Raw genomic sequence first — 26,913 nt, 5'->3', positions numbered from 1 at the left:
TGCCGGAACACCCCGCGAATGTCTCCGTTTATCTGCCTTGAGGCTTGCCGATTGTAAGATTACGGCGGCGCGGCCAGATGGTCAGGGGCCATTCGACTTCGACGGGGTCTTCCATGCCTGCGATAATCGCCCTTACCCGGTCGCCGTGCACTCCGAGATCGTAGGCAAGGCGTTCTCCGCGAATGCTCGGAACTTCCTTGTTGGTTTCGTTGCGGGTGACCGCGGTCGTCGTAACGCCTTTGACTGTCGTGGTGGATTTTGTTTCGGTCGTCTCGATGATGGTTCGCTTGCCGATATGAGCCATCGAAAAGTCGTCAGTGTCTGCATCCAGGACCTGCTGACAGACGATTTTCGTTCGGAAGCGTTTGAGGATGGTCTTCGCTTCCTCGTTACCGTAGTGAATCGTGAGCTGCTCCGGTTCTTGAACGGATGCGAATACGCCAATGCCTTTGTTTCTGCCGGTGTCCAGCAAGGTGCTGAGATTTTTCAATTTGCCGAGCGTCGCAAGTTCCTCAAGAGCGAGGAAAACGCGCCGATCTTGTGAGTTCGGGAAGGAGGCGTCATTGACGTGCCCCGCGATGGTGTCGACGACGGCACCAATCCAGGCGGCCGACATTTGCGGATATTTTCCCGCACGCTGTAGCACAACCACCGCGGGATACGCCGCATTGGAGCCCTCCAGCCATTCAATGAAGGAGAACTGTCTTTCGAGTGGAATGTCTCGCCAGTTTTCGGCAAGTGGCCGCAGGTAGCGCAAAACCGCCGCTCGAAACGTGAGCAAGAACGACACCGTCGTTTTCGACAGTGCGCCGGTGGCCGGATCGATTTCGATCAGCGAGGCGGCGACCGGGTAAATCTTTTCATACAGTGGTTTCAGCGTAATCGGGTCTTCCAACAGATTGTCGTAGAATTCCGCTATTCCCCAGGACGTGCTGTGCTCGTATTGGCATTTGACTTGCGCGGCAGCCAGAAAGATCGAAGCGCCGGCGCCCCACATGTCGCTGGTTTTCGGCGCCATCGCATCTGCCACTGACTCGGCATCAGAAGCAGTCAAGACATCACGGCCGATCGCCCAGGCCCAACCGCCGGGGCGTGCGCCATGCATGGCCGCGAATTGGTTGTCTTCAAGCGGCAATCCGTCCAGTAACTCGCCTGTGGTGTCGTGGACCAACAGGCGAATTCGCCGCTCAGGCTTAGTCTTGATCGCATCGAGAATACGATCCAAAATATAAAGGAGGATGCGGGTTTTGCCGCTGCCGATCGCACCCAAAATCAACGTGCCGCGAATCTCGCGCAGCTTCGCCAACGGAATGTTCGGCGCGATCTCAAGTCCCGCTGGCTGCCCGGCGGTTTCCCTTGCCATGACAGCGCGCAGATGACCAAGACCCTCTTTGCCCCGTAATAGACGCAGGCCGTCGACATGCTCTCTGATATCGATGATCGGTGCGCCTGCGATCATCATGGCGTAGGAAATCGATGCGGCGGTGACAACAGCCATCAGCACAAGCGCTATCGTTCGCCCCAGGGCCATCATCACGGCGCCATTCCAGATCCATTCAGCCGTGGCTACAAGCGATGCGACAAAGGTCGAGCTCATCGTGGCGACAACGTCGTCAGACCTCAACACCGCCCTGAAGGCGATCTCGAAGTGATGCTGCCATGCTTGCGTCAACCAGGCTGCAGTCACGAACTGCGCATGGTCGTCGACCCAGATCACAAGAGGAGAGAGTTCCAGCGCGACAATGCACGCGATCGTTCCGACTAGGATGCTCACCAACAGCGAGATACGCGTTGCCGCGTGGGTCGAACGCTGTTCATATTTTGCCAGGTTCATTGAATGCGTTCCCCCTGCAGCGGAAATCGCTCGCGCCAGACAATCAGGTCGGATTCGGCGGGAATAGATTGCGATGGAATATGGTGGTTCAGCTTTCGCAAATAGCTCTCGGGAAGCGCGAGATCGTGGGCGGCGTCGCTCCAATCCAGGCCTTTGACAACGCGATAGACGCAGCCGTCTGTCCATCTCGTTAGGCTCGGACAACGCGGCCATCCTGCGATTGAGGCCGCGCGGACCAGCGGCTTGCCATACGACAACCATTCAAACGTTGGCCCTGCGCCGACACCAGCGATCAGAACCAGAAGACCCGCCACGATTGCAAGGCTCGCTGCAATCACCGGCCGTGGGATCCAATTGCTGAACAAATTGCGTTTCGTGCCTGGTCGGCTGGAGCGGGTCAGCGCCGGCTCCCGTTTTAGGGTGACGGTAGGCGCAATCGAGTGAACGATCTCCTGATATTGCCGGCCGGAGAGATTGTTCAGGAGTGACCGTGGCAGGCGAGCAAAATCTTCCGCCGAGAGTGTCTTCAGTTTCCCGACCATTTCAGCGTCGGCGGCGTTCGCCTTGGCCGTCGCGCTTTCGACATCCTTCAAGAATTCATCGAGCTTACTCATCGCGGTCATTGCCTCCCAGGAACGGCAGCAGGCCGACGAGTTCGGCACGCACACTTTCCGACCATGCCGCGATGTCTTTGACCAGTCGCTTGGCTTCAAGCAGTGGCCGGCCCGTCCGGGCGATGGCCTCACGATAGTGGTCGCGGTGCCAGGCGATGATGGCCGACGGCGGTAGTCCCAACTTTTCATAAATCCGGCGCGACTTCAGGCGCAGCCTGGGCATGCGGATCGAGGGATAGAGCTTAAGTGCCTGCTCCAGAGCTTTGCGCAAATCCGCCGGTAGTTCCTTGGCCTCGGTAGCTGGACAGCCATCTCGCTCGTTACGGACGATGACGAGTTTTGCCGAAGGCAATGTGCGGCGCAGCTCTTTGATCTGGCCCAGGACCTGGCGCGCCGATTCCTCGCTCGCGATCAGCACCAGAAAAACAACGAGGGGGATGGCCACGGCCACCAGATCTTCCTCAAGATCGGCCTCGCGAATAAAACTGTTCCAGACACCGGTCAATGCGCCCCCGACCTCCAGCAGTGCAGAGCGCTTGGTGGTGGACATGGCAATGAGGGCACGATGAAGCGGCGCGAAGACCGGCACCAAGTCGCGTTCACCGTCCGCATCGGCATTAAGAATCGCGCCATGAAGACTGACGACATTGTCATTCCCTAAGAAGCGCGCGAGCTTGCCCTGCTCATCGAGCTCGAAAACGTCGAGTTCCACATCGACAAGCGCACAGCACATGGCGATGAGGGTGGCGAGAGTCGACTTTCCGACCCCGCCAACGTCACCATCGACCACCATCAAGAGCGGAGCGTGCGAAACAGAAGCTAGAGGAACAGGTTTTGCCATACTGAACTCCTTTGATCCCGACAGTGCATCTGTCGGGATTGCTGCGGAGCCGTCTCAATAAGCCGAAGGTGCCCTGAAAATTTCAGGAACGAAGATTTATTCGTGCGGGGCCGTCGTTACAGCGCTTTGGTTACCCACGGCGACCCGCCGTCATTCGCCGCAAATAACTCATCCCATCCCGCCTGCAGCTTCACGCGCAACGCCTGCTCTCGCAGGACCCTTGCCGCTTGAACTTCCGCATTGGCATTGGCTCGTTCGCCGGTGGCTTCGCCCAATGCCATGAACCGCTTGAGCCTCGCAATCTGCTCCGGCTCAAATGTCGCGCCGATGCCGCGCTCCGCACACCCAAGCAACATAGCGCAATCGAATTCGCTTGTGTAAGCACGCACGTTCAGGAAAACCCATGCCGGATTGAAGTTCATACCATTCGCGGCACGCATCAACTGGATAAGCGAAGGGCTGCGCTGCTCGTCATGTGCGAGCGTCTGGTGCTGGGCTGGGCCCTTCTCGCGCAGCAGTCCGGCCATCATGACGTGCTGCTCCTCGCCCGTAGCATTCTTAAACTCGGCGCTTTCTTCCAGTTCGCGCAGCATGTCCGACATTTCATGTTGAGCAGCGAGGAAGGCAAGCGTTTTGCTATAGATAGAGCCCGCAGTGCGAACGAGGTCGACCTGCTCGTCTTCGATATCGACAAGATTCACCCGTCCCAATTTGGCGCCCGGCAAGGTTGCGACGCTCATATAGGCCGATTTCATCGTTCGGTACGACGTCTTGCCGGGATACCATTTCTTGATGAGTTCCTGGCCCTCGCGAAAAGTGTTGATCGCCGTGAACCCAGCTAAATATGGTTCGAGGCGCGTAAAAATCTCACCACGACGCGTCTCTGTGTTAAGTTTGCGATGCTCCCGTAAATCAAGGCACGCTCGTAGCCTCTCCGTCGCCAACGTCATGGTCACCCACAGGCCATCGCGGGCGCGCTCCTCCAAGTCCCCGACGGTCTGGCCGCCGTGCGCGCGTTCCTGGATTTTATGCAGCACGTCGGCAAAGACCAGGACAAATTCACCTGCGAGAAACTGCTCTCGATGGCGTCCGAGGGGTATCCCGACGCCGTGGAGCCCTCCCAGAGTTGTCGGCACCACGAGGAGGTCGCCGGTAAATCCGTCGGGCAGCATTGCAAATATCTGAGATGGAAATTCGATATATTCAGTGGTGTGGCATCCGGTGTTGACGACAACGAAGGGGCGAGGGTGCTCGTTAACATCCTCGATCGCGCATTGCAGGGTAACCAGTCTGATGGTCGGGAAATTGCTCATGAAGGGCCTCGCATTTCATCCACGCATGGTGGCCTAAGGTCCCCGTTGAAATTTCAGGAACGAAGAATTTCTGTAAAAGACGGAAAGACAAATGGCCTATCGAGGCGCGTTCACCTCGGCCAAGGTTGGAGCGGCGATCTCAATGAGATGCGACTCCAGCAGAAATTTTGCGGCGACGTCGCCCTCCGCATCTTTCTGCTGAAGAAACTCCGGGCTACGCCCGAGCCGGATCAGGATATCTGCGGGCTGGTTGATGGTGGCAAGGTTCTGTTCGATCTGGCGATGGGCAGGAATCTCGATCTGGTTCAATATCCAGTTCGCACCGTAGAGCGCTACGATTTCCTCGGCGTGATAGGCGAGTTCGTTTGTCGGCTGTGGGGTTTGCGGATGGCGTCCGAGCAGGTTGACCGTTGCGTGAATCGCTTCATGCGCGACGGTGTCGACAAGCTCCATCGAATCTGAATGCTTCAATAGGTTAAGCCAGATCAGCGGCGGTCGCCCAGGAATAACCAGCGTCAGCCCGAATCTAGGGAGAGCTTGCGCAGCGTCGGCTGGCAAAAGCGCATCAGCACCGACGATAATATTCAGATCGTCAAGCCGCTCTAGCAACTCTCGGAAGCCAGCATTATCAATAGTGGAAAGCTGAATGCGTGCACCCCTGACATCCAGGTGCTGCTGGATGTGATTGTATCGCCTCTGAAGCTCCCGCTGGCCGAGGAAGTTTTGAAAAGCTAATTCTACCGCGTCAATTAAATGTTCAAACACCGAATTTTCCTTCGTAGTGGTTGTTGATTGCATCCGTATGACGACAGTCGTTGTTTCTCTTTCTCGAAATATTGGCTTGGACACCCCCCACTATCGTTAAGTATTGGCTTACACGTCCGGCCGGCGACGTTCCGCCGTGATTTTCGTGACAAGCCTGTCAGCCTGTTCTCCGCCGTCGTGCGCCGTCTGATCCCGCGGACCTTCGTTATTCGCCGCTAGACTAGTCTGGACTTGTCCGCAAACTTCTTCTTGCAACATAGGGTTCGTCTCGATGCCGTTCGTGACTGAGGTTGAGAGGAGTTGGCCAGCGGCACAGTGGCCAACTCCCGCCTCGCTTAGCGATCGTTATTCGCGAAGCGCTGGTTGAGCGCGCGATCCAAGTATGCCGCCGTCTCCAAGGCGTCCTTGACCTCGATGGGGGCACCATCGAACTCTGTTACCCAGCCGTAAGTCTTCACGCTGCCGTTGGCGAGGCGGCGGACGACGTAGCGAGTGCGGTGGATGATGACATCGTGAGCGTCGTCATCCCGCAGACGGCTTGTGACCGCATCCAGGATCGTGGGCGCCACCTCGGCAAAAGCAGCGTCGCCGAGGGCATGGCCGATGGCCACGCTGGAGATCGGGAAGCCGCCGACTTCGGCCTCGCCCCAAGTGGCCGGGACGAACTTCACGTACGGACCGAAGAGGCCCAGCGCTGCATCCCGCGCCTCACTGGAGGCATAGGCTTCGGGAAAGCCGGGGGCGACACCGCAGATGCGTTCGTGCAGCTGGTCCTCCTCATCGGAGAGGACGGCCGAGTTGGCCAATTTGGCCATCAGCGAGTCGGGAACGTGCGGGACAGAGCGGGCAAAGGCGAAGTGGTCCATGGGAGGTCTATCCTTCTGGGAGCCAAGGAGCGGAATGCTGCCTGGGGTGCTGCTATGCACAGGCGGATAGTGCCTCGCTGACGGCCGAATCGAGGTTTCATTCGCTGAAGTATTTTTGAAACCTGCAGTGTCGGATACGGACGAGTCGTTGATTCTGTGCCACTCCTGACGAAGTCAGGTCATCCCAATCTTTGTCCGCGGTCACGCAGAATTGCCGTTGAGCCGAAAATAACGAGCGCGCGTGTTCTAAGAGGAGAGCTCATGCTTCAGCGCCAGTCGAGGTCGATCTGCTGGCTTCTGGGAATGTCAAATATGCCCGATGTAAAGTTGCGATAGTATCGAGCCTTGTTAATGACGATCATGATCATGCCTGGATCATTGAAAAGCGTCTCGAACGGAAGATCCAGATAAGTCATCTCATCGCCTGCGTTGAAAATGGATTGCAGAGCCAGGCAAAGATGCAAAACGGGCTTGCTTGGCGTCCAGCATCGTTCTGTAATATTTCCCTTATTTGCAGTGGTATCTTTCTTGCGGAGCCTATCCAGATCCATCGAAACCTCCGCTATCCACTCAGCGCTGGTTGGCGCAAAATACCCGTACTCTGCAAGCTTGCCGCCAGCACCTCGGCTGTCTCGTCCCTTTTCAAACGCGAAGAAGCAGCAATCCGTTGGTGCTGCCATCTTCGCGGCGATCATCCGGGAGTATCGAATGAGTCGGATTCCGCGTTTGTATTCGGTCTCGGCCATCTTTCTGTCCAATAGGAGGTAGTCCGGCCGAAGCCATTGGTTGGAATTCTTCCACCCCGGATGTTTTGACAAGTGTTCGATGATCTTGAAATACGCCGCGTGCTCGAACCTGGTGCGCGCTTTCTTGTCGTCAGGATAGGCCAGGACAGCGAGCAATTTGGCAGCTGCCTCATAGCTGGTGATATCTAGTACTGGAATGCGGACAAATTCCGCGCATTCGTCGCCGACGTTAGGACGTTGATCAATTTGCATCGTCAAGCGGTTACGCCTTTTAGTTTATGGGTAATTGCCGATGAGCAGGTGCTCTCAATTCTGTTAAGGACTTCCGCTCACGATAATTCGAAAACTGATTGCAATATTAAGGGTTGATTGATCAGGAAAGGTTTCAAAAATTTCTCTATATTTGAAACCCGGAGATAAGAGGTCGAGACGTATATTGCATGAGATCTGAGCCGCGGACCATTCCGGAGCGCACGGCCCCTTAAGTGATCACAGAGGAGATGACATGGAGAAGAAGGACGAGACAAAGGAACATGCCAAGCCGAAGTTTCGAATTGGTGAGCCGGATGAGTTGCTCGCTTTGTTGTGGGCGCGAGGCGACGATCCAGAGGATATCGCGAAGAAATTCAAATTGAGCCTGACCGAGGTTGAAGAAGCCATCCGACGACACGGGCACAACTACAAGAGGTGACGACCGCGCCGTCCCCATCGCGTCTAGCCGTATCATCGAGACCTCGCGACGCAGCACATTTGATTTTTTGAATTCGCTTGACTGGAGATATTAGCCTTCGCCTGAAAGGCGCTCTCTTTGTCTTTTTGTCACGGAGGGCGAGGGCCTTCCCAACGATTTCTGATGCCGCGCGAACGGGGTCACTGCCTCGCACGACGATTGCGAAGGCGTGGCTTATCTTCGCCGTTAGGCGGAGGCATGGGTTCAGAACGTGGGCAAGCTGGTGCAAAATCATTCGGTGTCCCTCGCCGGAGGCACTCGGTCCCGGGTCCCGCCGCCGTTGGCACGCCGGCGGCGCTATGCTGACCCTCCTGCGGGTGCCTTTTTGACCGGTCTCGCAACTGCCGACTGACCTTCGCTTCGTTACGGCACAGGCGGCATTCTCTGTTTGAGAGCTAATGGCTCCGCCCTCGCGCGGGCAAGGGTGAAGCCCGGAAGATCCGGGACCGACCGGGGCGGTCTCCCCGACCTTCCGCGCGGACCCGCTGCGAAAATTCTCACGACCCAAATCGCTTGTGCAGGCCGGGTGATCCCCCTCCGCCCCGGCCGCCCTTGCCCTTGCTACCCCGGTCTCGCCGACGGGCAGGGCGCAGGCGCGAGGTGCGCTCTGCGCCCATAATGTCTATACGCCAAAGCGCTAATTATACGCAGGTGAGGCCCGACCGGCCCTTCGAGTTTTGATGGCCGCCGGGGAGGCCGGCGACGCGGCAGCCGGCCGCTTGCGCCATACGGTTGACGAGAGGTGGAGGCGCACTTGACGCACATTTCAGTGGAACGCAACTAGACGTTTCAACTGGTGCTGGCCAACTAAGCGATTGAACAGCTTCCTTATGGACTAAGTTAGACCCGATCACTGTAACCGGTTTATTCTGGAGGGCCCCGATCGTGCATTCGCCGATCTGTGTTGGGCGGATTTAGTCGTCGCTTTAGTGCATCAGTTTCTATTGCAGTCAGTTGCCAGATTTCAATCAGGAACAGATCTACGTTATCGAGCGGTGACGCAGTGAACACTCTTGGATCGTCAGGGCTGAAAACTAACGCGTCCCTTTGCGCGAGAGTGACGATATGTTTCTCAGCCTGGATGTTGATACCGTTTCCGATGGCGACGACGATGCCTGCATCTCCCTGCCATTCGAGTTGGGTCGGCGAGGCAAGCGGGTATCGCAAGACGCGATGCCTGTAGCGGTGCCGGCGGGTCATGACATTGAGATCATGGATTGGCCCATCAACGAGTGTGCTTTCGACCTTTAGATCGCCTGAAAATTCGAATGGTTCAGATTGCCGATTGATAGATATGAGCTCTTCACCATGAAGCGTGAGCGAAAGGCCATGTCCATCGATCACACTCAAGGTGCGATCGATGTTCGGGAATAGCGAGAAAGGCCCTGGCTCGCCGACATAGGCCATGCTGACGCGCCAGTCGAACGTGTCGAAGGACGCGCCTGCGGGCGAAACCATCATTTCGATGGTCTCGCCGCCGCCATTCTTCCACGGCATTCGCCGATAGTTGGCCTCGCGCTGTGTGCGCATCGATTACGCCACGCTTGGAAGCTTTAGGTTGTTGTCCTTGGCGCATTGGATCGCGATGTCGTAGCCGGCATCCGCATGGCGCATGACGCCGGATGCAGGATCGTTCCAGAGAACGCGCTCCAGCCGCTTGGCTGCCTCGGGGGTGCCGTCGGCGACGATCACCATGCCGGCGTGCTGGGAATAGCCGATGCCGACGCCGCCGCCGTGGTGAAGCGAGACCCATGTCGCGCCGCTGGCGCAATTGATCAGCGCGTTGAGGAGCGGCCAGTCCGAAACGGCGTCCGAGCCGTCCTTCATTGCTTCGGTTTCGCGGTTCGGACTCGCGACGCTTCCCGAGTCGAGATGATCGCGCCCGATGACGATCGGCGCCTTCAATTCTCCGCGCGCTACCATTTCGTTGAAGGCAACGCCGATACGGTGGCGGTCGCCGAGCCCGACCCAGCAGATCCGCGCCGGCAGTCCCTGAAACTGAATGCGCTCGCGTGCCATGTCCAACCAGTTGTGCAAATGCGTGTTGTCGGGCAGCAGTTCCTTCACTTTCGCATCGGTCTTGTAAATATCTTCCGGATCGCCGGAGAGTGCAGCCCAGCGGAACGGGCCAATGCCGCGGCAGAACAGCGGACGGATATAGGCCGGCACGAATCCGGGAAAATCGAAGGCGTTGTGCAGGCCCTCTTCCTTGGCCATCTGGCGGATGTTGTTTCCGTAATCGAGCGTGGGTACGCCCATCTTGTGAAAATCGAGCATCGCGCGCACGTGGTCGACCATGGAGCGCTTTGCGGCGCCCTCGACGACCTTCGGATCGGATTCACGCTTCGATTCCCAGTCCGAGAGGCTCCAGCCTTTCGGCAAGTAGCCGTTGACGGGATCGTGTGCTGATGTCTGGTCGGTGACCACGTCAGGCCGCACGCCCAGGCGAACCAGCTCCGGAAAGATGTCGGCGGCGTTGCCAAGCAGACCCACGGAAACCGGCTTCTTCTCCTTGCAGGACGTCTCGATGATCTTGAGCGCGTCCTTGATGTCCTTCGCCTGAACATCGAGATAGCCCGTGCGCAGCCGCATCTCGATGCGGCTCGGCTGGCATTCGACGGCGAGGCACGAAGCGCCGGCCATGGTCGCGGCCAGTGGCTGAGCGCCGCCCATGCCACCGAGTCCGGCGGTCAGGATCCATTTTCCTGCAAGGCTGCCTCCGTAATGCTGGCGGCCAATTTCCACGAAGGTCTCGTAAGTTCCTTGCACGATCCCTTGAGAGCCGATGTAAATCCACGAACCGGCCGTCATTTGGCCGTACATCATCAGGCCTTTGCGATCGAGCTCATGGAAATGATCCCAGTTGCCCCAGTGCGGCACGAGGTTTGAGTTCGCGATAAGTACGCGCGGCGCGTCCGCATGCGTGCGGAAAACACCGACCGGCTTTCCGGATTGCACGATCAGCGTTTCGTCATCGCCGAGCTCGCGTAGCGCCGCGACAATGCGGTCGAAGCTTTCCCAGTTGCGCGCCGCGCGGCCGATGCCGCCATACACCACAAGTTCGCTAGGCTTTTCGGCGACATCCGGATCAAGATTGTTCATCAGCATGCGCAGCGGCGCCTCAGTCAGCCAGCTCTTGGCGGAGATTTCGGATCCGCGCGGCGAACGGATGACGCGGGTGTTGTCGATACGGGTCATAAGATATTCCTCGATTACGCCGACGGACTGGCGAAGCTTAGGCAGGATTTCAGGATGCGGATGAGCGCGTCGCGCATCGGCAGGGCATAGGCGGGGTCATAGGGGGCCGGCCACGTGTGATCGGTCACGGGTCCGGGCTGTTCATGCATGTAACCGCGGCAGGCAAGCTCCATCTGGATGGCATGCAGACCGTTGCGCGGATTGCCGAGCCGGCGCGTTATCCAGCCGCCGGTAAAGCGACCGTTGGTGGTGCGCGTGAAAGCAGTCTCTGCGCAAATTGCTTCCACCGCCGCCGTCAGGGACGGATCGCAACTTATGCCGGAATTGGTCCCGATGTTGAAGTTCGGAAGCTCACCTTCGAACAGGCGGGGTATCACCGTGCGGATCGAATGACAGTCGTAGAGAACCACCGTGGGATGGGTCTTGCGAAGATGCGCGATCTCGTCATCCAGCGCGGCATGGTAGGGATCGAAAAATTGCGCGCGCCGACCTGGAATCTCCTCGGCCATCAGCTCCGAACCGTTCTTGTAAAGAGGCTCGCCGTCGAATGTGGTGGTCGGACAAAGTCCTGTGGTTTGCTGGCCGGGATAAAGCGTCACTCCGGATGGATCGCGATTGACGTCGATCACCGTGCGCGAAATCGCGGTGTGAACCACTGTCGCTCCGAGATCCGAGGCGAAGTCGTAAAGTTTGTCGATCCACCAGTCGGCATCCTTGCGGGCCATCCATGGCGAAACCAGACGGTCTTCGAACTCCGCCGGAATATGGGTGCCGGTGTGAGGAAAGGAAACGACCAGCGGCGCGTTCCCCCGGTGAACCGTCAGCCAAGACGTCATGCTCCCCTCCAAACGCGCTGAAACAGCGGGTTGAACCCGATGCGATAGACCAGTTCGGCGGGGCGCTCGACATCCCAGATGGCGAGATCACACCACTTGCCCGTTTCTAGCGTTCCGACCTCGTGCAAGCGACCGAGGGCGCGTGCAGCTTCCCGCGTGACGCCTGCGATCAACTCGTCCACAGTCAGCCGAAACAGCGTGGCTCCCATATTCATGGTCAGCAACAGCGAGGTCAGCGGCGACGTGCCCGGATTGCAATCGGTTGCGACCGCGATTTTCACGCCATGTCGGCGAAAGGCGTCCAGCGGCGGCATCTGCTTTTCGCGCAGCATGTAAAATGCGCCCGGCAGCAGCACGGCGGTGGTTCCGGCCTTCGCCATGGCGATAGCGCCATCCTCATCGGTGTATTCGAGATGATCCGCGGACAACGCGCCGTATTCCGCCGCCAGCCGCGCGCCGTGCAGGTTCGACAATTGATCCGCATGCAACTTGACCGCGAGCCCGGCCGTCTTCGCGGCTTTAAACACCCGCGCCGTTTGTTCGGGCGAGAAAGCGATCCCTTCGCAAAACGCATCTACTGCATCGGCCAGATGATCGCGCGCGATGGCGGGGATCATGTCGCAGACGTAGTCGATGTAGCGATCACGATCGGCATATTCCGGAGGCAGCGCGTGCGCACCAAGGAACGTCGTCGCGACCTCGATCGGGCGCTCGCGTGCCAGTCGTCGTGCGGCCCGGAGCACGCGAAATTCGCTGTCGCGATCAAGGCCGTAGCCGGATTTGATCTCGATCGTGGTGACGCCTTCAGCGATCAAATGATCGAGTCTTGGCAGCGAGGCGTTGACCAAGTCGTCCTCGCTGGCCGCTCGCGTCGCCTTGACTGTTGACAGGATGCCGCCGCCAGATCGCGCGATCTCTTCATAGCTTGCACCGGCGAGGCGCAATTCAAACTCGTGGGCCCGGTTGCCGCCGTAGACGAGATGCGTATGGCAATCGACCAATCCGGGAGTCACCCAGCGACCGTCGAGCCGCACCGTTTCCCGCGCGCTCCAGTTTCCCGGTAATTCAGATAACAGGCCTGCAAAGGCGATCCGGCCATCCTTTGTGGCGATGGCACCATTTTCGATGATGCCGAGCCCAGTCTCTGCTGGCTTGAGGGTCACCAGTCGCGCGTCGAGCCAAATTTTATCGAACTGCATCGTCTCTCCGCAGGATATCGATCCTGCTTCCCCGGCATGGCGATTAATTGTCTATACATAATTGCCTGCAAGCTTTCAATTGTCTATACAAAAGAAATCGGAGCGGAGACAGGTTCGAATGACATCGCGAATCCCCGGCGCAACGGATGCGAAGCGAGAGATGGGCGTGAGCTCTCTGTTTTTTGATCATGCGTTTCTGCCCGACGGCTGGGCGCGCGATGTCAGACTCTCGATCGAGGGTGGTGTCATCGCGCAGGTCGAGGTCGGAGTTAGCTGTGGCGGCAGCGGGCATGTGAAGGGCATCGCACTGCCGGGCCTTCCCAATCTTCACTGTCATACGTTTCAGCGCGGAATGGCCGGACTCGCCGAGCGTCGCGGAGTGGGCGACGACAGCTTCTGGACCTGGCGCGATGTGATGTATCGCTTTCTCGGTCGTCTTTCGCCTGACGATGTGGAGGCGATCGCGGCTTTTGCCTACGCCGAAATGCTTGAGCGCGGTTTCACCTCGGTCGGCGAGTTTCATTATCTACATCATGATGCAAACGGCTCACCCTATGACGATCTGGGCGAGATGGCGGCGCGTATCGTGGCGGCAGCTGCCGAGAGCGAGATCGGATTGACGCTGCTTCCTGCGTTGTATGTGAACGGCGGTTTTGGGGGCGCGGCGCCGGGCGCTGCTCAACGTCGTTTTCTGAACGATCCCGAACGCTTCCTGAAGCTTGTTGAGCGGACTCGCGCCGTGACGGCTTCGCTGCCTTCAGCGCAGGTTGGAATAGCGCCACATTCGCTGCGTGCAGTCACGCCTGAATCGCTGCGTATGGTGATAGGTCAGGCGGGAGCAGGGCCTGTCCACATTCATGTCGCCGAGCAGGTCAAGGAGGTCGCCGATTGCATCGCGTGGTCGGCGCGCAGGCCGGTGCAATGGCTGCTAGACAATGTGATCGTCGATGAGCGCTGGTGTCTCATTCACGCCACCCATATGACGTCCGACGAGGCGCGCCGGGTTGCCGTATCGGGCGCAGTGGTGGGGCTTTGTCCCATCACTGAGGCATCGCTGGGCGACGGCATCTTTAACGGCCCGGACTTTCTGATTGCCGGCGGACGCTACGGCGTGGGGTCGGACTCCAACGTCGAGATCGATGCGGCGGGCGAGCTCAGGCTTCTTGAATACAGTCAGCGTCTCGGCCAGCGCGCTCGCAATGTGATGACCACGGAGCCGGGGGAGTCGACCGGTCAGCGGCTTTTCACGTCCGCTCTTGCCGGTGGCGCGCAGGCGCTGGCGCGGCCGGTGGGCGCCATCGCAGTCGGTCGCCGCGCGGATATCGTGGTGCTCGATGCCGAGCATACGAGTTTTGCAACGACCGACAGCCGTCATTGGCTGGATGCGTGGATTTTTGTTCCGGGGTGTCCGGCCATACAGTCGGTGTTCGTCGGCGGCGCGAAGGTCGTGGATGAGGGACGTCATATCCGGCGTGATAAGATTGCCGCGCGATATCGCTCCGTTCTCAGGAGGTTGGTCGATGTCTGAACTTCGGGTGTCCCAGCGCACGGGGCCGACGGGAGTTGCGCGCTACGCCGAGATCCAGCGCGCGCTTGAGGCGGCGATCTTTTCCGGCGACTGGCCGCCGGGCGCTCGTGTGCCTTCCGAGCAGGAACTGTTGAAGCGCTATGCATGCTCGCGCATGACGGTCAACAAGGCGTTGAGCGCGCTCGCGGCCTCGGGGCTGATCGTGCGCCGCCGGCGTTCGGGCAGCTTTGTCGCCAAGCCCGAAGCCGAGAAGAACGTCCTTCAGATCCATGACACCGAGGAAGAAATTCGCCGCGAGGGCAAATCCTATCGCATCAAGGTGCTGTCCAGGACGGAACGTAACGCTACGAAACACGATGCAGCTCGCCTGAATATGCCGCTGCCGACGCGGGTGCTTGCGGTGAAATGCGTGCATTTCGCGGACGAGGAACCGGTGGTGGCGGAGGATCGCCTGATCAATCTCGATGCCGTGCCTTCGGTAACGCAAGTTGATTTCAACGTGACGTCGCCGGGAAGCTGGCTGCTAAGGAAAGTGCCGTGGAGCCAGGCCGAGCATCACATCCGGGCGGCGAACGCGAATAAGGACGTCGCGGCGCAGCTCAAGATTATTGAGGGCGATGCCTGCCTGGTCGTAGAGCGGCGAACGCAATACGCGGGTCAGGCCATCACTCACGTCACGCTCTCGTACCCTGGCAACGGATACAAACTCGTTGCCCGCTTTAGCCCATCGCCAACGTGAAGATCCGGTCAACTGGCAGTGACATGCGCAGCACTTGATGCGTACGCAGCAAAATCATTTCGCGATCTCGTTCAGAGGCAAGAAAGTATGACCATTTACTCCGGTCCAGTCTTCGATATGTGCAAACGGCAGTTCGATATCACCGCCGACTATCTGTCGATTCCCGAGGATGAACGTCGCCGCCTTCTTTATCCCAAAAGGGCAATTGCGGTCTCCTGTCCTATTCATAGGGATGACGGATCGATCGCGGTATTCGAAGGCTATCGGGTCCAGCATCATTTGACGCTGGGCCCGACGAAGGGTGGCACGCGCTTCTCGCAGCATGTCGATATTGGTGAAGTCGCAGCCCTTGCGGTGTGGATGAGCTGGAAGTGCGCGCTTGCAGGCCTGCCTTATGGCGGGGCAAAGGGAGGCGTCACTGTGGATGCTGCATCGCTTTCGGCGCGTGAGCTCGAAGCTCTGTCGCGCCGGTACATGGTCGAGATGATTCCGTTTGTCGGACCGCGAACGGACATCATGGCGCCGGATATGGGTACGAATGAACAGGTCATGGCCTGGTTCATGGATACATATTCGATGTACCAGGGCCATACGGTCAACGAGATTGTGACCGGCAAGCCGGTTGCGTCCGGTGGGACTGAAGGGCGCCGGGAGGCAACGGGTCTCGGCGTCGCGCATCTCGTTGGTCGCGCGCTTGATCGGCTGGGGATCGCCGCGAGCGGCTCGACCGCCATCATTCAAGGCTTTGGCAACGTTGGCTCCGTTGCGGCGGTGGCCTTGTGCGAGCGTGGCCTGAAGATCATCGGAATCGGCGATCACTCGGCGGCCTATTTCGATCCTCGCGGTCTCGATATCGCGTCGGCGCTGAAACACGCCGTGCAGCATGGCCGGCTATCGGGCTTCTCGAGCGAACTGGAGATCGCGCCCGATCAGCTTCTTCTCCAGACCTGTGACGTGCTCGTTCCCGCCGCACTCGAGCGCGTGATTACAGAGAACAATGTCGCAAAACTCAAATGCCGGATTCTCGCCGAGGGTGCGAATGGTCCGACCACGCCCGAAGCGGACGCGCTGCTCGATCTGCGCCGCGACGAGGTGTTCGTCATACCCGACATTCTCTGCAATTCAGGTGGCGTCATCGTGAGTTATTTCGAGTGGCTCCAGGGCCAGCAGCAATTCCTCTGGGGCAAGGAGCAAGTTTTGCAACAGCTTTACGACATTCTCGATCGCACATTCTCCCGCGTCGTCACGCGCGCGGCTTCAGAGAAAATCTCGTTTCGCGCTGCGGCGCTGGCGATCGGGGTGGAGAAGGTGCGGTCGGCCAAGCTGACGCGAGGGTTGTTCCCTTGAAAGAGCCGAGCCGCCGCAGCGTCGACCGTCAAATAAGTCCCGGGCCGCGTGTTGACCTGAATACCATATACTAATAGAAATCGAGAGAGAGACCCAAATGTTACCGAGCGGAAGTTCGCCTGTGTGCAAAGCGGCGCAAGAGTTCTTCGCGGCAACGAGGCCATTATGCTTGTTCAGGTTCTAGTCTCCGGAATCGCGATCGGCTGCGTCTATGGATTGATCGCGCTGGCGCTCGTGCTCATCAACAAGTCGACCGATGTTGTCAATTTCGCGCAAGGCGAAATGGCGATGTTCGGCGCTTTCGTGGCTCTCGCGCTGAATCGTGATCTCGGGCTTCCGATGATCGTTGTTCTGGCGCTTGCCTTTCCCATCGGAGGACTGATCGGCGCAGTCACTGAACGAATTGCGATACGTCCGCTTGCGGGTGGCGCTCCGATCAACGCGCTGATCGCGACGATCGGTCTGTGGATGGTCTTTCACTATGGCGCGGGCTGGATCTGGGGCTTCGATCCGTTCCGCTTTCCGTCGCTTGTTAGCGACGTGCCGATCGATATCGCGGGCATTCGCGTCGCGCCGTACAGCATCGTGATCGCGCTGGTGGCCGGCGCACTGCTAGTCGGCTTCTATCTCTTCTTCGAATTTTCCCGCGAAGGCATTGCCATGCGCGCAGCGAGCATGAATGCGCGCGCCGCCCGCTTGATGGGAATTCGCACCGGGCGCGTGTCGGCATGGGCGTGGGGCTTGGGAGGCGGAATCAGCATGGTTGCCGGAATCCTGGTCGCGCCGATGACCTTCGTCGACGTCGACATGATGTTTCTCGTGCTTCTGAAGGCCATCGCAGGCGCGGTCCTCGGAGGGTTCACGTCCTTGCCGGGCGCTATCGTCGGCGGCATCCTCGTCGGCGTCACGGAAACTCTCGGAGGATACTACATTTCGTCGGAGTTCAAGGATGTCTTTGCGTTCCTGATTATCGTGGCGGTCTTGATGGTGCGGCCGGAAGGTCTCTTCGGGATGCCGGCGATCAAGAAGGTTTGAGATCATGCGCAACACGTTCCTTGCAGCTTTCGTTTTCATCGTCTGCGCGGCGCTCGTTCCCTTCCTCGGGCAGGGATATCTTTGGTTCTTGCTGTGTAGCGCTGCGGTGTATTTCATCGTGGCGCTTTCGCTCAATATCCTGATCGGGATTGCCGGCCAGATTTCGATCGGGCACGCCGCATTCTGGGCATTGGGGGCCTATAGCTCGGCTGTGGTCGTCACCAAGCTTGGCCTGCCGTTCCTGGCCGGGATCCCGGTCGCTGGAATCGTCGCGGGGCTCGTTGGTTTGCTGGTCGCGTTGCCCGCTCTGCGAATACAGGGACACTATCTGGCGATCGCCACGCTGGCCTTTGCGCTGTTCGTGCAGCAGGTGCTTCACGAATGGGAAAGCCTGACCGGAGGCCGCGCGGGGATTTTCGTGCCGCGTCCGCAGATCCTGGGCTTTGAGATTAGTGATGATCGTCAGTATTTCTATCTGCTGCTGGCGATATGTGTCGGGCTTGCGTGGATCACCTGGAATCTTGCGCGGTCACGAACCGGGCGCGCGCTGATGGCCCTGCGCATGAGCCCGACCGCCGCGCAGTGCTGCGGTGTCGATCGCCGCACCAGCATCGTAATTGCGTTTGGGTTGAGCGCCGCGTTGACCGGCGTCTCGGGCGGCCTTTATGCGCATCTCGTCGGTTATCTCAGCGTATCGAGCTTTTCGCTTGGAACCTCGCTGTCCTTCCTGACGATGGTCGTGATCGGTGGAACGTCGCGCATCGCCGGGGCCGTGCTCGGGGCGTTGTTCCTGACGTTGGCGCCCGAAATTCTAAGAGGACTCGGTGACGGCCAGATGGTGATCTACGGGGTCATTCTGATTTTGGTTGTGATGTTCTTGCCTTCGGGCCTTGTCGGCGTGCCGGCTCAACTGGGTCGCCTTCTGCGCCGCTCGAAGAAGCTGCCCTCCTCGGAGGTCTCGTCATGAGCGTGTTGAGCATTCAGGGGCTAACTCGGCGCTTTGGCGGTCTTGTGGCGCTGAATGACATTGATCTGACGGTGCCGGAACGATCCATCGTTGGGCTGATCGGACCCAATGGAGCTGGCAAGAGCACGCTTCTCAATTGTCTTTCAGGAATCTATCGGCCTAGCGCCGGCAAGATTTCCTTTGGAGGTCTAGATCTCGTCCAGACTCCTACCCATCGGCTTGCCTCGCTGGGCGTGGCGCGAACATTTCAGAATCTCGAACTGTTTGGCGATGCGACAGTTCGCGAGAATGTCCTGGTCGGATGTGACTACCGCTTTCGCTCCAGCTTGCTGTCCGATCTCTTCGCCGGTCCTTCGGCGCGACGGGCCGCGCGGGAAGCGAACAAGGAAGTCGACCGCGAACTGGCCGCTCTAGGCTTGCTGGATGTGGCGGACACCGTGGTGAAAGACCTGTCATACGGCCTTCAGAAGCGCACCGAACTGGCGCGGGCACTGGTGGGCAAGCCCAAGCTGATGCTACTCGACGAGCCTGCTGCCGGCGCGAACCCGACGGAAAGCCACGAGCTTGGCGAACTGATCCGCCGTTTGCGCGACGAGCGCGGCGTCTCGGTTCTGCTTATTGAGCATGACATGCCATTGGTGATGGGAATCTGCGATCACGTCGTGGTTCTTGATCATGGCGCAAAAATTTGTGAAGGCGAACCGGCGGCGGTCGCCAACGATCCGCGCGTTGTTGAAGCGTATCTCGGCGAGGAGGGTGGCGATGCTCTCCATTGAGCGCATGACGGCACGGTACGGTGGCGTGGTCGCGCTCGCTGACGTGAGTCTTACAATCGAGCGTGGCAGTGTCGCTTGCCTTTTGGGAGCCAATGGCGCCGGGAAATCGACGCTTCTCAACGCGCTTATGGGGCAGGTCGCGGATGTCGAAGGTCGGATCAGCTTCGACGGGCGCGAAACTCTTGGGCTTCCCACCGATCAGATTGTTTCAGCAGGCATGGTTCTCTCCCCGGAAGGTCGTCAACTTTTTGGCGACCTCACCGTCGAGGAAAACCTCCGGATAGGAGCGTACCTCCGTCGCGACGACTGGAGCAAAGACCTCGTCGAAATCCTCGCGCTGTTCCCGCGGCTCGCCGAACGCCGCCGCCAGCTTGCGAAGACATTGTCGGGGGGCGAACAACAGATGGTAGCCATTGGCCGGGCATTGATGTCGCGACCGAAGCTGCTCCTGCTCGACGAGCCTTCGCTCGGCCTCGCGCCGATCTTTGTGCGAGAGGTCATGAAGCTGATCTCGACGATTCATGCCAGTGGCACGACGATATTCCTGGTCGAGCAGAACGCCAGACAGGCGCTACGGATTGCGACGCAGGCCTTCGTTCTCGAGAAGGGGCGCCTGACGACGGCGGGCCCAGCCGCCACGCTTATCGATGATCCAAAAATAACGGCCGCCTATCTGGGCGGTTCGGGGAAACCAACCAACCAAGGGGAGAAATAGATGACCATGCTGAGGAATATCGCTATTGCCTGCGGACTGGCTGTTGCCATGTCCGGGACAGCACTTTATGCGCAGGATTCGGGCGTCACGAAAACCGAGGTTCTGATTGGCGCGTTTCTGCCGCTCCAGAGCGGGCTGGCGGGGGGCGCTGCCCAGGTGAGGGACGGCGCGCTGGCGTATGTCCAGCACATCAACGAAAATGGCGGCGTCAACGGCCGCAAGCTGCGCTGGCTCTTTGAGAACGATTCATACAACCCGCAGCAGGCCGTCGCGGTTACCAAGAAGCTGGTTGAGCGCGACGGGATCTTCGCGATTGTCTCCCCGCTCGGCACGGCGACGGGACTTGCCGTTCTACCGTATGTTGCACAGAAGAAAATTCCGATGATCGGCCCCGTTGCCGGCAGTCCCAGGCTTCTTGAGCCGAAAGAGCGGGAAGTGTTCGGGGTGTTGCCGAGCGGCATTCGCCGGGGCCAGGCTGTCGCGAAGCATGCCGTGGAAGGAATGGCCGGCAAGAAGATCGCGGTCTTCTTTCAGAATGATGATTTTGGAAAAGACCTTCGCGACGGCGTCAAGGAGCAGTTGAAAGCCGTTGGCCAGTCCATCGTCGGCGAAACGTCCTATGAGCCGAACGATATCGACATGAGCAGTCAGGTCGCCAAGTTGCGCGCGGCCGATCCTGATGTGGTCGTGCTGGCGGGCATTCCGAAGCCGGTTTCGCTGTTCGTCAACGAGGCCGCCAAGCAGGGCTGGCAGCCGAAGTATGTCGGATCGTCGCCGATTTCGGATCCTCTGATGGCCGAACTCGCGGCGAAGAACGCAGACGACATCAACATCGTCTTCGATGTGGCGCTGCCCAACATGCCGGAATCAGCGAAGGCCAACGAGATCCTGGCGAAGTACACGTCGCAGACCCGTCCGGGATATTTTGTCTATAACGGAATGATCGGTATGATGTTGTTCGTCGAGGCGCTGAAGCGTTCCGGCCCCGAGCCGACCCGCGCGGCGATCATCGCGGAACTCGAAAAGCTGAAGGATTTCCGCAGCGACATCTTCCCTCCGATCTCGTACAGCGCTGACAATCATGCCGGCATCAGCTCGTATGGACTTGCGAAGTGGAAGAATGGAAAGCTCGAAGTTCTGAAAAGCTGGAAGTAGAAGGCTGATCAACGACAATGTCGGTTCACTCAACAATGGAGAGCGGCCGCGCGCCGCTCTTCTCGACAGGGTTCTTCCCGACGCCCGGTGCTGCGCTTCGCGCGCAGGCCGAGGCGATCGGCGAATCCGAGGCTTTGGCCTTTCCGGAAAGCGGTGGCCGGTTGACTTTTGCCGGATGGTATGAGCAGTCAACCGCCGTCGCTCGCGGTCTCGTCGATCTGGGCGTGCGGCCCGGCTCTCACGTCGCGCTGCTTGCGGAAAGCCGCGTCGAATGGCCGGTCGCGCAGGTCGGTATTGCGCTCGCTGGTGCAACTTTCGTTCCTCTGAATACACATTATCGGATCGACGATCTGCGCTATGCGCTGGTGCAGTCGCGTTCCGAAGTGATCATTCTTTCCGAGCGATTCAGGTCGAATGCCTACCTAGAGATGGTTCGCAAGCTTCGCGACGAGCTGCCTCTGCTGCGCGAGATAATCGTGCTGGACGGTAGCGGGCCGGAGCACTCCTTCGACGATCTGCTCGCGGCCGGAAAGGCATCCACGACAATTCTGCCCGACGTCGAATCCCTAGCGATCGCCTCACTTCAATACACCTCTGGCACCACCGGGTTTCCGAAGGGCGCGTTACTGACGCATGCAGGCATGATGCGCAACGCCTGGGAGACCAGCGGACGCCTCGGTATTCGACAGGGAGATCGCTGGACCTCGATCATCCCGCTCTTTCATTGCGCCGGATGCATTATGTGTATCCTCGGAGCGTTGCAGCGTGGAGCGGCGTATATAGGTGTCTCCGCGTTCGACGCGGAAGCGATGCTCCGCCTCATCGAGGCGGAGCAATGCACCGCGATGTCCGGCGTTCCGACGTCGTACCTTGCCATGTTGCAGCATCCGGCCCGCTCTCGTTACGATATTTCTTCCCTGCGGACGGGAACGTGCGGCGGAGCGGACTGCAATCCGGACGTGCTGAAGGAATGCGCGGCGGCCTTTCCCCAGCCGCATCTGGTGCAGCTCTACGGGCAAACGGAAGCGAGCACGATTATCTCATGCCCGGCGTTCGACGATCCCGAACGCTTCGATACGGCGGGCCAGCCGTTGCCCGGATATGACGTTCGCGTCACCGACCCGGATACGCGCGCCCCGCTGCCGGACGGCGAGGTCGGGCAGATCGAAGTGCGTGGCGATATGGTCATGCACGGCTATTTCGAGAGGCCTGATGAAACGGAGGCAACCATCGATGCCGACGGATGGCTGCAAACCGGCGATCTCGGTCTCCTGACGACGGGCGGCCGTGTTGTCATGGCGGGCGGTCGTTTGCGTGACATGATCATCCGGGGTGGGGAGAATATCTATCCCGTGGAAATAGAGAACGTGCTGATCCAGCATCCCGCGGTGGGCGAAGTGGCGGTGTTCGCGGCGAAGGACTCCTATTACGGAGAAGTTCCGGTAGCGGCGATCCGTCTCGATGCGCCGGTGACGTCCGCCGAACTGGCGGAGTTCTGTCACGCCAGGATTGCGCGCTTCAAGGTGCCGGCAACCTTTTGCAGCGTGGAGCAATTCCCGCTGACCGCGAGTGGAAAGATTCGCAAAAGAGAATTGCAGGAGCAGTTCGCCGGAAAATCCATGGACGTGATGTCATGACGGTTATCCCGCCCGGTGCCCAGGCGCGGTTCAGCATCATGCCGGGCCCCAATGATCTTGCCGCCGCGATCGGCAATCCTGGGGTCAATGTGGTGTCGACGCCCGCTGTGATTGGGTTGCTCGAGCATGCGAGCCATCTGGCTATCCGTCCCTATTTTGAACAGGGGAAAATGTCGGTCGGCACCCGGGTGGATGTGGCGCATGTCGACGCCGCGGTGCAGGGCCGTTCTCTCGAAGCCGCGTCCCGTGTGATCGCGGTGCGGGGCAGGCATATCGTGTTCGATGTCCTCGCCAGGCAAGATGGGCGAACGGTCATGGAAGGGCGTCATGAGCGCGCGATCGTCGATCTCGCACGCTTCAACAATCGCTTTGCGGATCTTTCGGCGACGACGGCAGCCACGAAGCGCGATCTGAGTTTCTGGTACGACTTCCATAGTCCATGGAGCTATCTCGCCGCCACGCGGATCGAGGATCTGGCGCAGCGCCATGGCGTCAGGGTGGTCTGGCGGCCTCTGCATTTGGCCAATCTCATTGACCGGATCGATGGCCGTCGTGTTCTGGATGAAAATCCTGCCTTCCTGAACTGGTACAAGCAGGACATGCAGGACTGGGCAGATTTGTACGGTATCAGGATCGCTTACCATCCGAACTTTCCCTTGCGTCCTTCGCGCGCCCTCCGCGCCAGCCTGTATGCGGAACGCGCAGGCAAGGCGTCGGCGTTCGTCGTGCGCGTGATGCAGGCCTATTGGGGCGAAGGCGCCGATATTTCGGACGTCGATGTTCTCGCCCGCCTTGGCGAAGAGGTTGGTCTCGCGCCTCAGGACATTGTGGCGGCCACCAACGATGCAAATTTGAAGGAAGAGATCGAGCGCAATACCAACGAGGCTGTCGCCAGCGGACTGTTTGGCGTTCCGGCGGCTATCATCGATGGGAAGATCTTTTTCGGCAATGACCGGTTTGTCATGCTGGATCGATATCTCGGTGGCGATGCGATCAATCGGTTCGCCGTCGGTCTTCGATAACGCGCCTGCTAGATTTTTGGTGGCTTGAAACGGCCGATCAGCTTGTGGCGATCGCCTGCATGCGATAGCCGGGCATACGTGATTGGAACGTTTTCGTTCCAGGTTCGTCGCTCGACCACAAGGCAGGCGGCTCCAGGCCGAATGCCAAGGAGCTTGGCGATTTTCTCCCGTGCGGCATTGGCGGAGATCATGTGCTCGGCCTCGGTCCACGGAATATTGTCGAGCAGCCAGCGACTCGGAGGTATCTTGCGGAACAAGGTTGGCTTGACCGATACGGCGGCGCGGTTGATCAGGCGTTCCTCGACCTGAAACACCACTTCGCCGGAGTAATGAAGGCAGACCACCGTGAGCAATGGCGCTCCCACCTCTGTTTGCATCAGCGCGGCATCGTCCGGACTGGCCGCGTGCGTCGTGAAGGATTCCGGCTTGTAGGTGTAGATGCCCCCCGCCTGACGGATATGCGCGGCCACATCCCAGATTTCGAAAACGGGTCGTTCTGAAGCGCGCAGCGCGACAATGGTCCCGAGCTTGGGTTTTCGCTCGACCAGGCCATCATTAGCGAGGCTGCGGATGGCCTTGTGCACCGTCATTTTGGCGGTGCCGGTCAACTTCATCATATCTTCTTCGGAAGGAATTCGCGTCCCGGGCGGCAGTGTGCCGCGTAGAATAGGCCGCGCGATCGCACGTCTGATCTGCTGCCAGAGCGGCCCTTCGCCGTCGAGCTCCAATTCAAGCTTAGGCTTGTTGGGCATTCTCACCATCTTCTTGGTTCGCGCAGAGTACAAAGTACGCGACATTCTTGTTGAATCATTACGGGAACATTATCGCATGCTTGTAAGCTTCAAGGGCTAACTTTCTATATTCCAATCTAGTGCTCCGATGTAGGGCGGCGCGGCCGAAAAGGGTTGTTCGAGTGGAGATTTATCGCAACCCATCATCGTATGCAGATAGTTGACAAGGCTCAGGACTCATTGATCAGAGCCAGAAGATGAGGACGGCTGCGATATAGATGGCGGACATGAACGTGTGGGTACATCAATCGTAGCGGGTATGGATGCGCCGCCAGTCGTCGCGCTCACGTCCGCATGATCGCTGCGGATCGGCGCATGTCGCTATGAACAACGGTGCGACACGGCGAGAACGACTGTGGGCCGTTGCAACGGCCAAGATGCCGCGGATCACCAGCTCAGGCGCTGTGCGCTATCATCAAGATGCAGTTGCATCGCTCTGGCCAAGCTCGTCAGGCGCAAGGCTCTGAATTCCGGCCGTCCATTTTGCATGGGTTTATCAGGGCGGCGCGTCGCGATTGCCAGCGAGGCAAAGTCATCGTGATCTTGATCCTTTGCGGCTCGGTCAGCTTGCTTGACAGTCTCAGCGCTCGACGTCCGGCCCACAAGAATTCGCCGTCGTGAAACCGATGGTCGGGATCGGTCGTCCGTTTGCAGGATGTGGTCGCGCAGGTGTTCGGCCTCTGACGATGGACGGTGTCGCCGAGCGGTAAAGGGCCTTTTGGCCCCGATCGTTTCCCTGCAACGGCGCGTCCGGCTTTTTTCCCCGCCACGCTACGCGTGTCTCCTCGCGCAAGACAAAAAAAGCCGTCCTATCCGCCGTCCTCCGCTTCGCTCTGGCCTCCGGTGCAGGTCGATCGCCGCCCGGCGCAAGGACCGTCATCGAGGCCGCAATCACGCGAGCCCGAGAGCAAACGGAGAGACGATCATGGCAACCATCGGAACATTCACCAAGAGCGACAACGGCTTTGCGGGCGCAGTCAGAACGCTCAGCCTCAACATCGAGGCAAAATTCATCTCGACCGAGAAGGAAAGCGACAAGGCCCCTGACTATCGCATCCTCGCAGGCTCTGTCGAGCTCGGTGCCGCTTGGAAAAAGCCCGCTCAAAAAGACGGTGGCAAGATTTTCTACAGCGTGAAGCTGGATGACCCAAGCTTCTCCAGCCCGATCTACGCAAATCTGATCGAAGGTGAAGACGGCGTGCACTCGCTGATCTGGTCGCGCCGCAGCGCCGACTGAGCCGCATCCGGCGCGGCCGTTCCCGGCCGCGCTGGTCCTCGTCACCTCACATCGAAGGCGTCACCGATGAGCAAGCATCTCAGTGCGAACCCGCGCGCCGACATTTATCAGCGCGTCACCGACATCATCATCCGCGATCTGGAGCAGGGCACCCGCTCGTGGACCAAGCCCTGGACCACAACGTCCAAAGACTCGGATTCAATCCGACCGCTTCGCCACGATGGCACACCCTATCGCGGCATCAATGTTCTGATTCTCTGGTCCGAGGCGATCGAGCACGGCTACACGTCCTCGACATGGATGACCTACCGCCAGGCCCAAGCCCTCGGTGCGCAGGTCCGCAAGGGCGAGCACGGCGCAACCGTGGTCTACGCCAAGACCATCGAGCGGATCGATGGCGACCTCACGACCGGCGACGAGGCGGTGACGCGCATTCCCATGCTGCGTGCCTACACTGTCTTCAACACCGATCAGATCGATGGCCTGCCGGTGGCGACACCGGCTCAGCCGTCTGCGATCACAGAGTCCGTGTCCACCCGGATCGAGCGCGCCGATGCTTTCATCGCAGCGACCAGGGCAACCATCGTGCATAGGGGGAACCGCGCCTGCTATATTCCGTCCGCCGATCGCATCGAAATGCCGCCTTATGGGCAATTCATCGACACACCTACGGCGAGTGCCGCCGAAGGCTACTACGCGACAGTACTACACGAACTGGTTCACTGGACGTCGCCCTCGCATCGTTGCGACCGCGATCTTGGCAAGCGCTTTGGCGACCACGCCTATGCGCGCGAGGAACTGGTTGCAGAAATCGGTGCCGCGTTCCTCTGTGCCGATCTCTCCATCACGCTCGAGCCGCGACCCGACCACGCCGCCTACCTTGGCAACTGGCTGGCTGTGCTCAAATCAGATAAGCGCGCGATCTTTACTGCAGCTGCATTGGCCCAAAAGGCGGTCGATTGGCTCACCGGTATCCGGTGAGCTCCGTCAACGCGCCTAATTTATTCCCGACCTGACCATCG

The 26,913-nt window shown here is 59.3% G+C and carries 25 protein-coding genes; 13 read left to right on the top strand and 12 right to left on the bottom strand.

Annotated elements, in window-relative coordinates; all coding sequences use genetic code 11:
• Nucleotides 1-28: 28 nt before the first annotated feature.
• From BN32_RS14070 to BN32_RS14040, 7 genes are all read right to left on the bottom strand, one after another.
• On the bottom strand, nucleotides 29-1,834 hold the full coding sequence (locus tag BN32_RS14070) for a type IV secretion system DNA-binding domain-containing protein (RefSeq protein ID WP_019199697.1): 1,806 nt from the start codon (nucleotides 1,832-1,834) through the stop codon (nucleotides 29-31).
• Entirely contained in the window at nucleotides 1,831-2,448 is a 618-nt protein-coding gene (locus BN32_RS14065; RefSeq protein WP_040426698.1) for a hypothetical protein, read from the bottom strand. Before BN32_RS14065 ends, BN32_RS14070 begins: the two co-directional genes overlap by 4 nt.
• Nucleotides 2,441-3,289: a hypothetical protein gene (locus BN32_RS14060; RefSeq protein WP_040426551.1), complete on the bottom strand. Its 849-nt coding sequence runs from the start codon at nucleotides 3,287-3,289 to the stop codon at nucleotides 2,441-2,443. The genes BN32_RS14065 and BN32_RS14060 overlap by 8 nt, the downstream gene beginning before the upstream one ends.
• Before the next feature lie 116 nt (nucleotides 3,290-3,405).
• On the bottom strand, nucleotides 3,406-4,602 hold the full coding sequence (locus tag BN32_RS14055) for a hypothetical protein (protein ID WP_019199700.1): 1,197 nt from the start codon (nucleotides 4,600-4,602) through the stop codon (nucleotides 3,406-3,408).
• Nucleotides 4,603-4,698: 96 nt separating this feature from the next.
• Nucleotides 4,699-5,367 carry a hypothetical protein gene (locus tag BN32_RS14050; RefSeq protein WP_019199701.1) on the bottom strand — a complete coding sequence of 223 codons (669 nt, stop codon included), beginning with the start codon at nucleotides 5,365-5,367 and terminating at the stop codon, nucleotides 4,699-4,701.
• A gap of 335 nt (nucleotides 5,368-5,702) precedes the next feature.
• Entirely contained in the window at nucleotides 5,703-6,233 is a 531-nt protein-coding gene (locus BN32_RS14045; RefSeq protein ID WP_019199702.1) for a hypothetical protein, read from the bottom strand.
• Nucleotides 6,234-6,499: 266 nt separating this feature from the next.
• A complete protein-coding gene (locus tag BN32_RS14040) occupies nucleotides 6,500-7,237 on the bottom strand; it encodes a hypothetical protein (protein ID WP_156449445.1) in 738 nt (245 codons plus the stop codon).
• A gap of 247 nt (nucleotides 7,238-7,484) precedes the next feature.
• On the opposite strand from BN32_RS14040, the gene BN32_RS14035 reads away from it, so the two are divergent.
• Nucleotides 7,485-7,670 (top strand): hypothetical protein, encoded by a 186-nt coding sequence (locus BN32_RS14035; protein WP_019199704.1) that lies wholly within the window; start codon nucleotides 7,485-7,487, stop codon nucleotides 7,668-7,670.
• Between the two features lie 903 nt (nucleotides 7,671-8,573).
• On the opposite strand, the gene BN32_RS14030 is transcribed toward BN32_RS14035, so the two are convergent.
• From BN32_RS14030 to hutI, 4 genes are read right to left on the bottom strand one after another with little or no spacing between them, the layout of a single operon-like run.
• Nucleotides 8,574-9,239: a HutD/Ves family protein gene (locus BN32_RS14030; RefSeq protein WP_019199705.1), complete on the bottom strand. Its 666-nt coding sequence runs from the start codon at nucleotides 9,237-9,239 to the stop codon at nucleotides 8,574-8,576.
• A gap of 3 nt (nucleotides 9,240-9,242) precedes the next feature.
• The gene (gene hutU, locus BN32_RS14025) at nucleotides 9,243-10,907 is read right to left on the bottom strand and encodes a urocanate hydratase (protein WP_019199706.1); all 1,665 of its coding nucleotides are present in this window, start codon (nucleotides 10,905-10,907) and stop codon (nucleotides 9,243-9,245) included.
• Nucleotides 10,908-10,921: 14 nt separating this feature from the next.
• The gene (gene hutG / locus BN32_RS14020) at nucleotides 10,922-11,743 is read right to left on the bottom strand and encodes an N-formylglutamate deformylase (protein WP_019199707.1); all 822 of its coding nucleotides are present in this window, start codon (nucleotides 11,741-11,743) and stop codon (nucleotides 10,922-10,924) included.
• Complete coding sequence (gene hutI, locus BN32_RS14015) at nucleotides 11,740-12,942, bottom strand: imidazolonepropionase (RefSeq protein ID WP_019199708.1); 1,203 nt, start codon at nucleotides 12,940-12,942, stop codon at nucleotides 11,740-11,742. Before hutI ends, hutG begins: the two co-directional genes overlap by 4 nt.
• Before the next feature lie 166 nt (nucleotides 12,943-13,108).
• Here hutI and BN32_RS14010 point away from each other — a divergent pair, with 166 nt between their 5' ends.
• The 10 genes from BN32_RS14010 (at nucleotide 13,109) to BN32_RS13965 (ending at nucleotide 23,863) form a co-directional block, all read left to right on the top strand.
• Nucleotides 13,109-14,470 carry a formimidoylglutamate deiminase gene (locus BN32_RS14010; protein ID WP_040426695.1) on the top strand — a complete coding sequence of 454 codons (1,362 nt, stop codon included), beginning with the start codon at nucleotides 13,109-13,111 and terminating at the stop codon, nucleotides 14,468-14,470.
• A complete protein-coding gene (gene hutC / locus BN32_RS14005; RefSeq protein ID WP_019199710.1) occupies nucleotides 14,463-15,209 on the top strand; it encodes a histidine utilization transcriptional repressor HutC in 747 nt (248 codons plus the stop codon). The genes BN32_RS14010 and hutC (BN32_RS14005) overlap by 8 nt, the downstream gene beginning before the upstream one ends.
• 87 nt (nucleotides 15,210-15,296) lie before the next feature.
• Nucleotides 15,297-16,556 (top strand): Glu/Leu/Phe/Val family dehydrogenase, encoded by a 1,260-nt coding sequence (locus BN32_RS14000; protein ID WP_019199711.1) that lies wholly within the window; start codon nucleotides 15,297-15,299, stop codon nucleotides 16,554-16,556.
• A gap of 165 nt (nucleotides 16,557-16,721) precedes the next feature.
• Complete coding sequence (locus BN32_RS13995; protein ID WP_019199712.1) at nucleotides 16,722-17,591, top strand: branched-chain amino acid ABC transporter permease; 870 nt, start codon at nucleotides 16,722-16,724, stop codon at nucleotides 17,589-17,591.
• A gap of 4 nt (nucleotides 17,592-17,595) precedes the next feature.
• The gene (locus BN32_RS13990; RefSeq protein ID WP_019199713.1) at nucleotides 17,596-18,558 is read left to right on the top strand and encodes a branched-chain amino acid ABC transporter permease; all 963 of its coding nucleotides are present in this window, start codon (nucleotides 17,596-17,598) and stop codon (nucleotides 18,556-18,558) included.
• Nucleotides 18,555-19,334, top strand: a complete 780-nt coding sequence (locus BN32_RS13985) for an ABC transporter ATP-binding protein (RefSeq protein WP_040426550.1) — start codon at nucleotides 18,555-18,557, stop codon at nucleotides 19,332-19,334. Before BN32_RS13990 ends, BN32_RS13985 begins: the two co-directional genes overlap by 4 nt.
• Nucleotides 19,321-20,049, top strand: coding sequence for an ABC transporter ATP-binding protein (locus BN32_RS13980; RefSeq protein WP_040426692.1), 729 nt, complete (start codon nucleotides 19,321-19,323; stop codon nucleotides 20,047-20,049). Before BN32_RS13985 ends, BN32_RS13980 begins: the two co-directional genes overlap by 14 nt.
• Entirely contained in the window at nucleotides 20,050-21,204 is a 1,155-nt protein-coding gene (locus BN32_RS13975) for an ABC transporter substrate-binding protein (protein ID WP_019199716.1), read from the top strand.
• 17 nt (nucleotides 21,205-21,221) lie between these two features.
• Nucleotides 21,222-22,841 carry a class I adenylate-forming enzyme family protein gene (locus tag BN32_RS26220; protein ID WP_197430928.1) on the top strand — a complete coding sequence of 540 codons (1,620 nt, stop codon included), beginning with the start codon at nucleotides 21,222-21,224 and terminating at the stop codon, nucleotides 22,839-22,841.
• Nucleotides 22,838-23,863, top strand: coding sequence for a thioesterase, FlK family (locus tag BN32_RS13965; protein ID WP_019199718.1), 1,026 nt, complete (start codon nucleotides 22,838-22,840; stop codon nucleotides 23,861-23,863). The genes BN32_RS26220 and BN32_RS13965 overlap by 4 nt, the downstream gene beginning before the upstream one ends.
• Before the next feature lie 8 nt (nucleotides 23,864-23,871).
• Here the strand turns inward: BN32_RS13965 and hutC (BN32_RS13960) are convergent, their stop codons facing one another.
• Nucleotides 23,872-24,615: a histidine utilization transcriptional repressor HutC gene (gene hutC, locus BN32_RS13960; protein WP_019199719.1), complete on the bottom strand. Its 744-nt coding sequence runs from the start codon at nucleotides 24,613-24,615 to the stop codon at nucleotides 23,872-23,874.
• A 964-nt stretch (nucleotides 24,616-25,579) separates the two neighbouring features.
• Here hutC (BN32_RS13960) and BN32_RS13955 point away from each other — a divergent pair.
• Together BN32_RS13955 and BN32_RS13950 are read left to right on the top strand one after the other, a co-directional pair.
• A complete protein-coding gene (locus tag BN32_RS13955) occupies nucleotides 25,580-25,891 on the top strand; it encodes a DUF736 domain-containing protein (RefSeq protein ID WP_019199721.1) in 312 nt (103 codons plus the stop codon).
• A 66-nt stretch (nucleotides 25,892-25,957) separates the two neighbouring features.
• Entirely contained in the window at nucleotides 25,958-26,872 is a 915-nt protein-coding gene (locus BN32_RS13950; protein ID WP_019199722.1) for an ArdC family protein, read from the top strand.
• Nucleotides 26,873-26,913: the final 41 nt, after the last annotated feature.

The sequence above is a fragment of the Afipia birgiae 34632 genome, assembly GCF_000308295.2.
GTDB lineage: Bacteria > Pseudomonadota > Alphaproteobacteria > Rhizobiales > Xanthobacteraceae > Afipia > Afipia birgiae.
Note: the sequence above shows the minus strand (reverse complement) of the source record. Positions and strands in the feature narration are given on the sequence as shown.